General features: G+C 64.7%; 12 protein-coding genes. 6 read left to right on the top strand and 6 right to left on the bottom strand.

From position 1 onward, the window contains the following. The first annotated feature begins 6 nt into the window (after positions 1-6). On the top strand, positions 7-264 hold the full coding sequence (locus XH87_RS03195; RefSeq protein ID WP_035705276.1) for a hypothetical protein: 258 nt from the start codon (positions 7-9) through the stop codon (positions 262-264). Positions 265-485: 221 nt separating this feature from the next. Here XH87_RS03195 and XH87_RS03190 read toward each other — a convergent pair whose 3' ends face one another. The 4 genes from XH87_RS03190 to XH87_RS03175 form a co-directional block, all read right to left on the bottom strand. Then, positions 486-2,213, bottom strand: a complete 1,728-nt coding sequence (locus XH87_RS03190; protein ID WP_271586579.1) for a methanol/ethanol family PQQ-dependent dehydrogenase — start codon at positions 2,211-2,213, stop codon at positions 486-488. A gap of 128 nt (positions 2,214-2,341) precedes the next feature. Further along, complete coding sequence (locus XH87_RS03185) at positions 2,342-2,995, bottom strand: QcrA and Rieske domain-containing protein (RefSeq protein WP_271586139.1); 654 nt, start codon at positions 2,993-2,995, stop codon at positions 2,342-2,344. Positions 2,996-3,240: 245 nt separating this feature from the next. Next, positions 3,241-3,705 carry a group III truncated hemoglobin gene (locus tag XH87_RS03180; protein WP_271586138.1) on the bottom strand — a complete coding sequence of 155 codons (465 nt, stop codon included), beginning with the start codon at positions 3,703-3,705 and terminating at the stop codon, positions 3,241-3,243. Positions 3,706-3,841: 136 nt separating this feature from the next. Beyond that, positions 3,842-4,693: a 3-hydroxybutyryl-CoA dehydrogenase gene (locus tag XH87_RS03175; protein WP_035705282.1), complete on the bottom strand. Its 852-nt coding sequence runs from the start codon at positions 4,691-4,693 to the stop codon at positions 3,842-3,844. 480 nt (positions 4,694-5,173) lie between these two features. Here XH87_RS03175 and XH87_RS03170 point away from each other — a divergent pair, with 480 nt between their 5' ends. Further along, the gene (locus tag XH87_RS03170; RefSeq protein ID WP_158669347.1) at positions 5,174-5,872 is read left to right on the top strand and encodes an ABC transporter permease; all 699 of its coding nucleotides are present in this window, start codon (positions 5,174-5,176) and stop codon (positions 5,870-5,872) included. On the opposite strand, the gene XH87_RS03165 is transcribed toward XH87_RS03170, so the two are convergent. After that, entirely contained in the window at positions 5,846-6,655 is an 810-nt protein-coding gene (locus XH87_RS03165) for a substrate-binding domain-containing protein (protein WP_271586137.1), read from the bottom strand. The two genes, XH87_RS03170 and XH87_RS03165, sit on opposite strands and share 27 nt — an antisense overlap. Positions 6,656-6,954: 299 nt before the next feature. Between XH87_RS03165 and XH87_RS03160 the strand changes: the two genes are divergently transcribed. The 4 genes from XH87_RS03160 (at position 6,955) to XH87_RS03145 (ending at position 11,273) form a co-directional block, all read left to right on the top strand. Further along, the gene (locus tag XH87_RS03160; protein ID WP_271586136.1) at positions 6,955-7,089 is read left to right on the top strand and encodes a hypothetical protein; all 135 of its coding nucleotides are present in this window, start codon (positions 6,955-6,957) and stop codon (positions 7,087-7,089) included. A 335-nt stretch (positions 7,090-7,424) separates the two neighbouring features. Further along, positions 7,425-8,666, top strand: coding sequence for a hypothetical protein (locus XH87_RS03155; protein ID WP_271586135.1), 1,242 nt, complete (start codon positions 7,425-7,427; stop codon positions 8,664-8,666). A gap of 63 nt (positions 8,667-8,729) precedes the next feature. Beyond that, positions 8,730-9,008 (top strand): Plug domain-containing protein, encoded by a 279-nt coding sequence (locus XH87_RS03150; protein WP_271586134.1) that lies wholly within the window; start codon positions 8,730-8,732, stop codon positions 9,006-9,008. 255 nt (positions 9,009-9,263) lie between these two features. Continuing rightward, positions 9,264-11,273 carry a putative bifunctional diguanylate cyclase/phosphodiesterase gene (locus tag XH87_RS03145; protein WP_271586133.1) on the top strand — a complete coding sequence of 670 codons (2,010 nt, stop codon included), beginning with the start codon at positions 9,264-9,266 and terminating at the stop codon, positions 11,271-11,273. A 7-nt stretch (positions 11,274-11,280) separates the two neighbouring features. Here the strand turns inward: XH87_RS03145 and hutU are convergent, their stop codons facing one another. After that, positions 11,281-12,951, bottom strand: a complete 1,671-nt coding sequence (gene hutU, locus XH87_RS03140) for a urocanate hydratase (RefSeq protein WP_271586132.1) — start codon at positions 12,949-12,951, stop codon at positions 11,281-11,283. Positions 12,952-12,953: the final 2 nt, after the last annotated feature.

Here is a 12,953-nt window from a genome sequence, read left to right as displayed (position 1 = left end):
AGATCGATGACCAACATCTCGAAGGCGCTCGCAGTGTCGCTGTCGGGCGCCTTTCTTTTGACGGCCGCAGGCGCGTTCGCCCAAAGCAACACCAGCCCGCCGACCACAGCCACGCGCCCCACAGCGCCGGACCAGAGTTCGCTGCCCAACGCCAACGCCCCGCCAGCCTCGACCACCCAGACCACGGGGCAGCACAATCCCGATCCCAAGATTCGTGAAATGAACCAGAAGGAAAAGGACAAGGTGGATCGTCAGGGGAAGTAGAGCCCTTGCGCACCTCACGCCGCGGCGGCCGGGCTTGTCTCGGCGACCCACGGCTTGTGACGCAGCAAGAAGAACGTGGATGCCCCGGACAAGCCCGGGCATGACGACGAGTACGTGGCACGCCGGCGATCCCGCTCCGCAGCAAAAAATGCGGCGGACGTACCCGTCCGCCGCATTCGCCACCCCCCGGCTGCTCAGCCTCTTTCGATCCGCCAGCGGAGCTATTTCTTCAGCGCGAACACCCAGACGACACCGCCCTGCGGCACGTTGGCTTCGATACCGATATTGTTGGTCACCAGCGCATCCTGGATGCGCTGTGCGTCCACGCCCCATCCCGACTGGATCGCGATGTACTGAGTGCCGTCGATCTCGTAGGACACCGGCATGCCTACGATGCCCGAGTTGGTCTTCTGCTCCCACAGGAGTTCACCGGTCTTGGCGTTGAAGGCGCGGAAGTTGCGATCATTGGTGCCGCCGACGAAGACGAGATCGCCCGCAGTTGCCGTCACCGAGCCGAACAGCTGCGACTTCGGGAAGTTGTGCTGCCACACCTTCTTGCCGGTCGCGGGATCCCAGGCCTGGAGTTCGCCGAAGTGATCCGCGCCCGGCTTCGTCTTCAGGCCGATGTCCTCCGGCTTGGTGCCGAGCCAGAGCTCGCCGGGCTTGAGCGCGACCTTCTCGCCGGTGAAACCGCCGCAGAAATTTTCGTTGGCGGGCACGTAGACGAGGCCGGTCTTCTGGCTGTAGGCCGCCGACGGCCAATCCTTGCCGCCCCACAGCGACGGACAGAACTCGACGCGCTTGCCGATGACCGGCTTGTGCGCGGGATCCACGATTGGCTTGCCGCTCTCGGGTTCGATGCCCTTCCAGACGTCGGTGGAGACGAACGGCCAGCCGGCGACATAGTTGATCTTGGTCGGCGTGCGCTCGAGCACCCAGAAGATCGCGTCGCGTCCCGGATGGACCAGGCTCTTGATGTTGCGGCCGTCGCGTTGCAGATCGATCAGCATCGGCGCCTCGACCTCGTCCCAATCCCAGGAATCGTTCTGGTGATATTGGTGATAGGTCTTGATCTTGCCGGTGCTGGGATCGAGTGCGAGCACCGAGGACGTGTAGAGATTGTCGCCGGGATGGGTCTCGCCGGGCCACGGTGCGGCGTTCCCGACGCCCCAATAGATCGTCTTGGTCTCCTTGTCGTAGTTGCCGGTCATCCAGGCCGAACCGCCGCCGTTCTTCCAGTCGTCACCCTGCCAGGTGTCGTGACCCGGCTCGCCTTCGCCCGGAATGGTGAAGGTCCGCCACAGCTCCTTGCCGTCCTTGGCGTCATAGGCAGCGACGTAACCGCGCACGCCGAACTCGCCGCCGGAGCCGCCGACGATGACCTTGCCGTCGACGATCAGCGGCATCAGGGTCATGTACTGGCCCTTCCTGTAGTCCTGCACCTTGGTGTCCCACACCACCTTGCCGGTCTTGGCATCGAGAGCGACGACGTGGTCATCCGTGGTGGCGAGATAGAGCTTGTCCTCCCAGAGGCCGACGCCGCGGCTGGTCGGATGCAGCTGAAACAGATCGTCGGGAAGCTGCCGCTTGTAGCGCCAGTATTCGTCGCCGGTCTTGGCGTTCAGCGCGATCACCTGTCCCATCGGGGTCGCTACGAACATCACGCCGTTGTTGACGATCGGCGGTGCTTCATGGCCTTCGACCATGCCGGTTGCAAACGTCCAGACTGGCGTGAGATTCTTCACGTTCGAGGTGTTGATCTGGTCGAGCGGGCTATAGCCCTGCCCGTCATAGGTGCGCCGGTAGAGCATCCAATTGCTCGGCTCCGGATTTTCCAGCCGCTGCGCGGTGACCGGAGAATAATTCTCGATCGGACCCGACACGGCGGCGGTCGAGGCGAGGCAGGTGAAGGCGACGAAGCCGGACAGTAACCATTGCTTCCTGGTCATGGAAGATTTCATGGACGTTCCCCTTTTTCATCCGTTTGAATTCTTGTTGTGAATTCTTGTCGTTCGTCCCGTCGTCCGCCCATCGGCGGAGGCGGCCTCTCGTGCGCGGGCCCAACCCGCAACGCCCATCATCCTGGTTGCGCGCCACCTACCTTTCCGATGAAATTGCCGGCGACGCTGAGCGATCCGTCAGCCAGCGCCAGCGGCAACGCCGCGAGCCGTCGCGGCGCCGGTCCGAACACGACCTGCGCGCCCGCGCGAGGGTCGTATTCGGAGTTGTGGCACATGCACTTGAACACCTCCTTGTCGCCGACATCGCTCTTGACCCAGGCGGTGACGGGACAGCCGGCATGAGCGCAGATCGCCGAATAGGCGATGATACCATCCACGGCGCGCGCGCGGGTCTTCTCGTCGAGCTCGGCTGGATCCAGCCTGATGACCAGGATCTCGTTCAGCCGCGAAGCGCTGCGCACCACCGATGTCTGGGGATCTTTCGGCCAGGCATGGACCGGCGGTCCGCCGACATGCAGATCGGCCGCGGTAATGAGCTTTCCTTCCTGGTCACCTTCGGAGAAGACGAGCAGATCGCCTTTCTGCGGCCGTTCGTCCGAGCCGGGCGGATCCTCGCCCGCGCGCGCCGGCGGCGAACAGCCGAGGCACGCGGTGGTCGCAAGCGCGCCAAGCAGCAGCGTCCGCCGTGTCTGCTCGGTGCCCGCGTCGGCTTCAGCTTCCGCAATGTTCTCGGATGGTGAGGAATTGGCGTTGAACGGTGCACTCGACATGCCCGCTAGCAGGCGCTGGAACTCTGCCGAAAACAAGGCGAAGAATTGGCGCCGCAGTGCATCAATATGGCTTTGCTCGCGATGATTGAATCATACTGAACGCGTTCAAGCGCGTTTTCGCGAATTCTACATCGCATTGCGCGAACAGCATGATGATTTTGCAGATCAGACCGATGAGGTTGGAATTGGTGCAGCGCGCCATCGCGCGATGCGAGCTGCGCGTTTCTCGGGCAAGTATTTTGTATTCACGGCCTGAGCACGTGACGCGGCGATGCGATACGACCCGCAACAGTTGCCGATGCCATCTCGAAACTGTCGGCGATGCGACGCGCCTTGTCGATGAAGAGCGCCGCCGCCGCCGGCGGGCAGACCTCGCGCGCGGTCTGCTCGAACAAATCGAGCCAGCGGTCGAAATGATGGCCAACCAGGCTCAGCGGCAGATGCGCCCGCATCGGCGAGCCATGATAGCGGCCGCTCATCAGCACCACCGAGGACCAGAAATCCCTGAGCCTGGCGAGGTGCTCGTCCCAGTTCCGGACGATCGCAAAAACCGGACCAAGCAGCGCGTCCTCGCGCACGCGTCCGTAGAAGCGGGTGACGAGCTCCCCGATCATCTCCTCGGTAATCCCGGTGCGCTCGATCGCATCCTGGGTCAACAGGTTCCGCCGCGCGGCCGCAGCTTCCCGCTCGGCCTTCAGTCGATCCGACATGTCCCTTGTTATCCGTTCTATGTTCCCGCACGCCGCCCGTTCGCCATTGTCGGGTCAATTGCGCGCGGCGTCTTTGTCGCAGCGCAAATTGCGGGATCTGGTGGCGGGCTCCGAGTGCCCGCCGCCGATGCCTTCATCAGGCGCTATAGGTGTAGAAGCCCTGCCCGGTCTTGCGGCCGAGATGACCGGCATCGACCATCTCTTTCAGCAGCGGCGCTGGCCGGTATTTGGGATCGTTGAAGCCTTTGTAGAAGACCTCCATCACCGAAAGCATGGTGTCGAGCCCGACGAGATCGGCCAGAGCCAGCGGCCCGATCGGATGATTGCAGCCGAGCTTCATGCCGGCGTCGATCTCTTCCGCGGTCGCAATGCCCTCCTGGAGCGCGAAGATCGCCTCGTTGATCATCGGGCAGAGGATGCGGTTGACGGCGAAGCCCGGGCTGTTCTTCGCCGTGATCGCCACCTTGCCGACGCGCTTGGCGAAATCGAGTGCCTTGGCATGAGTGTCGTCCGAGGTCTGCAGCCCACGGATGAGCTCGAGCAGCGCCATCACGGGCACCGGGTTGAAGAAATGCATGCCGATGAACCGATCGGGACGATCGGTCGCCGCAGCGAGCTTGGTGATCGAGATCGACGATGTGTTGGTCGCGACCAGCGTGCGCGGCGACAGCGTGGCGCAGAGATCCTTCAGGATCTTGACCTTGAGCTCCTCGTTCTCGGTCGCTGCTTCGATGACCAGATCGCAATCCGACAGCTTCGCCCGATCGGTCGTGCCGGTGATGCGCTTGAGCGTCGCCTCGCGGTCGGCCGCCGTCATCTTCTCCTTCTTGACCAGGCGCTCGAGGCTGCCGCCGACGGTCGAAAGGCCGCGGTTCACCGCCGCATCGGAGATATCGACCATCACGACCGAGAGTCCGGCTGCAGCGCAGACCTGCGCGATGCCATTCCCCATGGTCCCTGCCCCGATGATGCCAACGGTTTGGATCATTGCGTCACATCCTTCATCCTTGCGGGCGAGCCAGTCGCGGCCCGGCCCCATTGCTCCTGCATCAGGGTCTAGCACCGCCACCCCGCGTGTGCGACCTGATCCTGTCCCTTCCTTAGTGCATCCACGGGCGGAATAAAGCCGTCCACGGCCGCGCCGCGCCAGGATTTGGGCTCTCCCTGCCCGAAATTGCCGGATCTTGTGCCTTCCGGCCCCTGGAGCGCCCAATGAAGGCCGGGCATCGGGCATCCCATTCGTATGGACAAAAGCTCTCCATGAGGACTCTGGATTGCGCCCCCTTGATTGTGGCGACCGCAGCGGCCAGAACCGGCGCGGTTGCCATCCGAGGATGCGCATGGAGGAGCCGGCCTGCCGCCGAGGCGGGCCGAAGCTGTCAGGGGCAGGCTGCCGGGGACGAGGGGATTTCGCGATGGACGTGGTCAGGATCACCGGCATGGAGCCGCCGCAACGGCGTCGGGCCGGATGAACGATTTCGCACGATCCATCGGTGCCGCGTTCGCGCTGATCGGCGAAGCCGACGCCGAGCTGCTGGGCATCGTTGCATTGTCGGTTCGGGTCAGCCTGACCGCCAGCATCGTCGCGCTCCTGGTCGGCGCACCGTTCGGGGCCCTGCTCGCGATCACCCGGTTCCGGGGGCGTCAGGTCATCATCATTCTGACCAATGCGCTGCTCGGCCTGCCGCCGGTCGTGGTCGGGCTCGCCCTCTATCTCCTGCTGTCGCGGTCTGGGCCGCTCGGGGCGGCGGGCTTGCTGTTCACGCCGGCCGCCATGGTGATCGCGCAGACGCTGCTGGCCACGCCGATCGTGGTGGCGCTGGTGCATCGGCCGGCGAGCCTGCTGTGGGCGGAATATGGCGATCTGGCACGGATCGACGGACTGTCGGCCCTGCGCAGCATGGCGCTGCTGTTCGCGCTCGGCCGGACCTCGTTGCTGACGGCCTTTCTCGCGGCGTTCGGGCGCGCCATTGCGGAAGTCGGCGCCATCATCATCGTCGGCGGCAACATCCGCGGCTTCACCCGCACGATGACGACAGCGATCGCACTGGAAACCAGCAAAGGCGACCTGCCGCTGGCGCTCGGACTCGGTCTGGTCCTGCTCGCACTCAGCGTGGCGGTTTCGACCGTCGCCTTCGTGCTAGTGGGACGCGTTGGGGAAAAATAGCTGCTCGCCACCGACCTTGTACCCGGCGATCGCTTCCTGCCCCTTCGACGAAACCAGCCAGTCGATGAAAGCCTGCCCGTCTTTCACCTTCACGTTCGGATGCTTGGCAGGATTCACCAGCATGACGCCGTACTGATTGAACAGCCGCTTGTCGCCCTCGGTCAGGATGGCGAGCTCGCCGCGATTCTTGAACGACAACCAGGTGCCGCGATCCGACAGAAGATAGGCGTTCGACGACGAGGCCATGTTCAGCGCCGGACCCATGCCCTGACCGATCTCCCGGTACCAATGGTCCTTGGCGGCACTGAGGTCGACGCCCGCCTCTTTCCATAGCCTCAGCTCTGCCGCGTGCGTGCCGGACTTGTCGCCGCGCGAGATGAACGGCGCCTTTGCCGCCGCGATCTTGCGCAGCGCATCCGCGACATCCTTGCCGCCGGCGATCTTCGCGGGATCGCTCTTCGGGCCGATAATGACGAAGTCGTTGTACATGACGTCGAAGCGCTTCACGCCCTGCCCTTCCGCCATGAACTTGTCTTCGGCAGCCTTGTCATGGACGAAGACCACGTCGGCATCGCCGCGTCGTCCGATATCCAGCGCCTGGCCGGTGCCGACGGCGACGACCTTCACGCCGATGCCCTCGGCCTTGGTAAACAGCGGCAGCAAATGGCTGAACAGCCCCGACTGCTCAGTCGAGGTCGTCGAGGCCACGGTGATGGTGCGATCCTGTGCGAATGCGACGGTGGACCAGAGCAGAACCGCTCCGATAGCGACTATTCGTTTCATACCTCGTCCCTCGCACCAGATGCTTCCAAACTATCCCGAGACAACGACGCAGGGAACCCCACCTTCGGTACAATACTTCAGCACTACGCTGCGAGGCGGTCGGCCAGGAACGTCCTTTCCGCGCGCAAGTTGTTTGACGATGAACCCAGGAGGAGAACGAGATGAAGAAGGTCATCTTGGCATCGGCATGCATCATGGCGCTGGCGACCGGTAGCGCCTCCGCGCAGACACAACCCGCTCCCGGCGCCGCCAGTCAAGGCGACGTCGGGCCTTGATCGCGAGGTCCCGCCACCAAGGGCATGACCACCGGACGTTCGTCGAACCTGCAGAACGAAACCAGCGACAGCAAGGGTGCGCAGCAACCATCGGCCGGCGGCACCAACACCAACAACATGGGCAGCCAGGCCGGCGGCGGCTCCGGCTCGGGCAAATAGCCGGACGATCGAAAATCCCGAGAGGGGGTCTTCGTCCCCCTCCCACGGGCCGACAGGCGTCGATCACCGGCCGGGGCAATATCTCATCACGCTACGCACGCCCCGCGGCTCCGGCTCCTTCATCCATTCGACCTGCCAGGCCAGCCAAAGCTTGTCGTCGTCGATGACATACGCAAACGTCGATGTCGAAAACGAGTGGATGTTCTGCAATTGATCTCACCTAGATTGACAGGGGTGTGACGGCCGGGGCAGTTTTTCACATTGCTGGCGAATCAGCGATTGCCTCACGCCGAGTACCTCTTGGACAACTCCTAGTGCTTTCGAGACTGATATCGTTGCTGCGCCGTATCCCGGCGGTGAAATGGGCATTCACTCGGCTTCGGCCCGTGCCGCATGACGGGAGCATTGACGCCACACCGGTCGCCGCAGACGTCTCGCCCGTCATCGCCGAAGCCGTTGCGGCCGAAGGCATCGCAGCCGGAGCCATCGCGGAAGCTGCTTCGACTGACACCAGCGAAATCAGCACGCTTCCGGCGCGCGACGAAGCCGAGATCGCGGTCGTCGCTTCTTCCCAGGATGATACTGCGATCTCCATCATCGCGGAGAGCCCGCCGGCCGCGCCAATCGATGCCAGCGCCTGCGAAGATTCCTCACCGGAGACGCCGCCGGACATCGAGCCCGTCGTCGCGCCGAAGGTTTCGGTCCCCGCCGCCGAGATTGTCACCGCGGCAGAAGATGCTGCCGAACCCGCCGTCAGCAACCATCCGGCTGTGGAGGTCTCGGCGACGGTCGAGTCCATCGACTCGGAGCAGGTCGTGGTCGATGCCGCCGAAGTCGCCATCAGCAGCGATCCACTCCCGCCCGAGGCCGAGCCCGCCGTCACGGCGGAGACGTCGCCGCCGCCCGTCGACGTCGAGACCGCTCCGGTCGACGCTCCTGCCCTCGTCGTGGACGACCATCGTTCCCCTGATATCATCGTGGACGTCGAGCCGACTGTAGACGAGCCGTGCATCACGTCTGCCGATGCCGAAGTTCTGACGGAGCCTGTTCCCGAGAATCATTTCGACAGCGATTGCTCGACCGGCGATGCTGTGGCCATCGAGCCGGCCGCCGCAGATATTGCTGCGTCCGTGGTCGCAGAGCACGGTTCCCCTGATGCCGCCAGCGCCGTCATCGACATCGATCCGGCTCCGGCGCTCGAGTCTCCTGCTCCGGAGATCCGCAGCGCACCGAAACTGCGCGCGAGAGCTGCGGAGCCCGCCGATCGCGCCGCGCTGATCCGGCAGCGCTGGGCGGAGACCGGGATCAGGATGTGGAATCCGCGGCTTCACGGCACCGGCGAGGCCGCGCTGAACATCCAGGGAAGCGTCGGGCTGCTGCCGCCGGCGCCCGGCGAGACGATGCCGCGCTACGACAAGCTGGAATTCAAGATGCTCGGCGGGCAGATCGTCTGCGAGGGCGTCATCGTCGAAGCCCCTGCGCAGGCGAGCCATCGCAGCTTCACGCGGCTCGCCGAGCCCGGGAAAATCGAGCGCGTTCGCGAACCGACGCGTGAACGCCAGGCCGCTTTGGCCTGATCCTTTCTCCTGCGACCACCGCCACGATGTGCTAGGCTGAAATCCCGACACGGGAGGTCGCACATGCGCGCAAGGCCGTTGCTTCTGGTCGTGATCGCCTTCTCCTTCTCACAGCCAGCGCTCGCCGCGAGCAAACGGCCACGTCCTGCAGCCACGGCCGTTCCCGCCACCGATCCGGCTGCGCCCTACAAGGCCGATCGGCTCTCGTCCTCGCGCGGAGAGACCATCCTCGACACGCCCGGCCAGACCACGGTGCTGACGCGACAGGTGCTCGACGACATGAACGCAACCAGCCTGAGAGGCGCCATGCGCTCGACCGCCGGGGTGACGATCGGGCGCTGAGAGGTGCGGCAAGACGTTGCGCCGACCCGCATGGTTAGCAGAGCGTAGCGGCGGCCCTGCAGGACTTTGCAGCCGACGCGCCTCCCGACGCGTCCCCTGATCGTTAACGCCGCCTCACCAATGCAAGCGACCGGAAACATCTGCGATCGCGCGCAACCTGCGCTGGCTTCCGGTGCAGGATCGATCTAACGCGCCCTTTACCCCTGCCATGCAAGATCGGCCGCGTTTTCAGGGGAATCCGGGGCTCGTATTTCAATGCCTGTTGCCGATTTGAAGTCTCGCTTTGCCACCGCAATGCAGCTGTTTCGCGTTCCGGCGGACAACCCGGACCTGACGCGCGCGCAATTCGATGCCTTCTCGAAGCAGATCCCGCTGCTCTACTTCATCCTCATGAGCAACACGATCGCCGTCGCCTATACGTATGTGAACGTGGCGCCGGACTGGCTGACGATGATCGTGCCGAGCGTGCTGACCGTGCTCGCGGGCTTGCGGACCTTCTGGTGGCTGCGTCAGCGTCACCTCGTGCGCAGCGACGCCGACATCCTGCGCAATCTGCGCGCCACCAACTGGCTGACCCTGCCGATCGGCGCCGGTTTCACCGCCTGGTCCTTCGCGCTCTACCCCTACGGCGATCCGTTCGCCAAGAGCCAGGTCGCTTTCTACATGGCAGTCACCGTGATCGGCTGCATCTTTTCGCTGATGCATCTGCGCTCGGCAGCACTGATCGTGACGCTGATCGTCGACGTGCCCTATGTACTGTTCTTCTTCGCCACCGGCGAGCCGACGCTGAAGGCGATCGCCGTCAACAACCTGCTGGTTTCCGGCGCGATGGTGACGGTGCTGTTCATTTACTACCGCGACTTCGCCGATCTCGTCGCCAGCCGCAAATCGCTGCTGGCACAACAGGCGGCGACGCAGGCGCTCTCGGACGAGAACTTCCGCCTCGCCAATCTCGATTCCCTCACGGAGCTGCCGAACCGCCGCCGCTTCTTCGCCGAGCTGTCGAGCGCCTTCACCGATGCCGAGCGCAGGACCGTTCGCGTCGCGGTCGGCATCATCGACCTCGACGGCTTCAAGCCGATCAACGACAATTACGGCCACTCGGTCGGCGACCGCGTCCTGATCGAGGCGGGCCGCCGCATCCGCGAGGTCTGCGAGGGCTTCGGCCCGCAGCGCGTGGAGTTCGCCCGGCTCGGCGGCGACGAGTTCGGACTCGTCGTGTGCGGCGATCCCGATGATGCAGATCTGATGCGGCTCGGCGAACGCATCGCCAGCCACGTCAAGCTGCCCTACCAGCTCGACACCGCCCATACCGGATTGTCCTGCTCGATCGGCTTCGCATCGTTCCCGGACTCCGCGACGACGTCGGAAGCGCTCTATGAATGCGCCGATTACTCGCTCTACCACGCCAAGCGTCATCTGCGCGGCCGCACCGTGATCTTCTCGAGCGAACTCGAGGCCGAGATCCGGAGCCGCGGCGTCATCGAGAATTTGCTGCGCACGGCAAATTTCAGCACCGAGATGGAGCTGGTGTTCCAGCCGATCGTCGACGCCATGAGCGAGCACACCGCCGGCTTCGAGGTCCTCGCGCGCTGGCACAGCTCTCGCCTCGGCCTGGTTTCACCGGCCGATTTCATTCCGGCCGCCGAGCGCATCGGCCTGATCAGGCCGTTGACGCAGGCGCTGCTGGTTCGCGCGCTCGCGACCGCCAGAACCTGGCCCGATCACATCCGCCTGTCGTTCAACCTCTCCGCCCACGACATCTGCGCGGCCGAGGGCATTCTGCCGCTGATCCCCATCATCGAGAAGAGCGGACTGCCGCCGCACCGGATCGATTTCGAGATCACCGAGACCGCCGTCACTTTCGACTTCATGCGCGCACAGCAGTCGATCGCGACGCTGAAGGCGATGGGTTGCGGCATTTCGCTGGACGATTTCGGCACCGGCTATTCCTCGCTGAGCCACGTGCATCGGTTGCCGCTCGACAAGATCAAGATCGACCGCAGCTTCGTCGCCGAGATCAACGAGAATCCGGTGAGCCACAAGATCATCAAATCGCTCACTGGCCTGTGCGACGACATGGAGATCGCCTGCGTCGTCGAGGGCGTCGAGACCCGCGCCCAGCTCGACAGCTTGCGCCGCCTGGGATGCGACTTCATCCAGGGCTATTATTTCGCAAGGCCCATGCGGGGCGATGCGATCGGCGACTATCTCGCCAGGGAAGGCCAGCGCCTCGAACAAGCCGGGGCCAGGGTCGTGGCGTGAGCCGCGACTACTTCGGCAGACTCGGCAGATCGAGCCCCTTGTCCCGGGCGCAGTCGATCGCGATGTCGTAACCCGCGTCGGCGTGACGCATGACGCCGCTCGCAGGGTCGTTCCACAGCACGCGCTCGATGCGCTTCGCCGCTTCCGGCGTGCCGTCGGCGACGATCACCATGCCGGCGTGCTGGGAATAGCCGATGCCGACGCCGCCGCCATGATGCAGCGACACCCAGGTCGCACCGCTGGCGCAATTGAGCAGCGCGTTGAGCAGGGGCCAGTCGGAGACGGCGTCCGAGCCGTCCTTCATCGCCTCGGTCTCGCGGTTGGGGCTCGCCACCGAGCCGCTGTCGAGGTGGTCGCGGCCGATCACGATAGGCGCCTTCAATTCGCCGCGCGCCACCATCTCGTTGAAGGCAAGGCCGAGGCGATGGCGATCGCCGAGACCGACCCAGCAGATCCGCGCCGGCAGGCCCTGGAACTTGATGCGCTCCTTGGCCATGTCGAGCCAATTGTGCAGATGCTTGTCGTCAGGCATCAGCTCCTTCACCTTGGCGTCGGTCTTGAAGATGTCCTCGGGATCGCCCGACAGCGCGGCCCAGCGGAACGGCCCGATGCCGCGGCAGAACAGGGGACGGATATAGGCGGGGACGAAGCCCGGGAAATCGAAGGCGTTGTTCAGACCCATGTCCTGCGCCATCTGGCGGATGTTGTTGCCGTAGTCGAGCGTCGGAATGCCCTGGGCGTGGAAATCCAGCATGGCCTGGACATGGTCGACCATCGAAATCTTCGACGCGCGCTCGACCGCCTTCGGATCGGACGCGCGCCTGGCTTCCCAATCGGCAAGCGTCCAGCCCTTCGGCAAGTATCCGTTGATCGGATCATGCGCGCTGGTCTGGTCGGTGACGATGTCGGGCTTGACGCCGCGGCGGACCAGTTCCGGGAAAATCTCCGCGGCATTGCCGAGCAGGCCGACCGAGACCGCCTTCTTCGTCCTCGCGGCCTCCGCCATGATCGCGAGCGCCTCGTCGAGCGTTGCGGCCTGGCGATCGAGATAGCCGGTGCGCAGGCGCATCTCGATGCGGCTCGGCTGGCATTCGACCGCGAGCATCGAGGCTCCGGCCATGGTCGCGGCCAGCGGCTGCGCTCCACCCATGCCGCCAAGGCCGGCGGTGAGGATCCACTTGCCGGCAAGGCTGCCGCCATAGTGACGCCGCCCGACCTCGACGAAGGTCTCGTAGGTGCCCTGCACGATGCCCTGGCTGCCGATATAGATCCATGACCCCGCCGTCATCTGGCCGTACATCATCAGGCCCTGGCGATCGAGCTCGTTGAAATGGTCGAGCGTCGCCCAGTGCGGCACGATGTTGGAGTTCGCGATCAGCACGCGCGGCGCATCGGCGTGGGTCCGGAACACGCCGACGGGCTTGCCGGACTGCACCAGCAGCGTCTGGTCGGATTCGAGCTTGCGCAAGGCCGCAACGATCCGGTCAAAGCTGTCCCAGTCGCGGGCGGCGCGGCCGATGCCGCCATAGACGACGAGCTCGCTCGGGCGCTCCGCGACATCCGGATCGAGATTGTTCATCAGCATGCGCAAGGGCGCTTCCGTCAGCCAGCTCCTGGCGCTGATGTCGCTGCCGCGGGGAGCACGGATGGTGCGGTCATTGTCCAGTCGGCGGTTCATGC

This window comes from Bradyrhizobium sp. CCBAU 53415, from assembly GCF_028128735.1.
Taxonomy (GTDB): domain Bacteria; phylum Pseudomonadota; class Alphaproteobacteria; order Rhizobiales; family Xanthobacteraceae; genus Bradyrhizobium.
The sequence above is the reverse complement of the archived record's forward strand: the minus strand, read 5'-3'. Positions and strand labels throughout refer to the sequence as shown.

Bases quoted from the DNA above. Each gene is read 5' to 3' on its own strand.
- XH87_RS03195 (WP_035705276.1), top strand. From the start codon at position 7: ATGACCAACATCTCGAAGGCGCTCGCAGTGTCGCTGTCGGGCGCCTTT.
- XH87_RS03190 (WP_271586579.1), bottom strand. From the start codon at position 2,213: ATGACCAGGAAGCAATGGTTACTGTCCGGCTTCGTCGCCTTCACCTGC.
- XH87_RS03185 (WP_271586139.1), bottom strand. From the start codon at position 2,995: ATGTCGAGTGCACCGTTCAACGCCAATTCCTCACCATCCGAGAACATT.
- XH87_RS03180 (WP_271586138.1), bottom strand. From the start codon at position 3,705: ATGTCGGATCGACTGAAGGCCGAGCGGGAAGCTGCGGCCGCGCGGCGG.
- XH87_RS03175 (WP_035705282.1), bottom strand. From the start codon at position 4,693: ATGATCCAAACCGTTGGCATCATCGGGGCAGGGACCATGGGGAATGGC.
- XH87_RS03170 (WP_158669347.1), top strand. From the start codon at position 5,174: ATGAACGATTTCGCACGATCCATCGGTGCCGCGTTCGCGCTGATCGGC.
- XH87_RS03165 (WP_271586137.1), bottom strand. From the start codon at position 6,655: ATGAAACGAATAGTCGCTATCGGAGCGGTTCTGCTCTGGTCCACCGTC.
- XH87_RS03160 (WP_271586136.1), top strand. From the start codon at position 6,955: ATGACCACCGGACGTTCGTCGAACCTGCAGAACGAAACCAGCGACAGC.
- XH87_RS03150 (WP_271586134.1), top strand. From the start codon at position 8,730: ATGCGCGCAAGGCCGTTGCTTCTGGTCGTGATCGCCTTCTCCTTCTCA.
- XH87_RS03145 (WP_271586133.1), top strand. From the start codon at position 9,264: ATGCCTGTTGCCGATTTGAAGTCTCGCTTTGCCACCGCAATGCAGCTG.
- hutU (WP_271586132.1), bottom strand. From the start codon at position 12,951: ATGAACCGCCGACTGGACAATGACCGCACCATCCGTGCTCCCCGCGGC.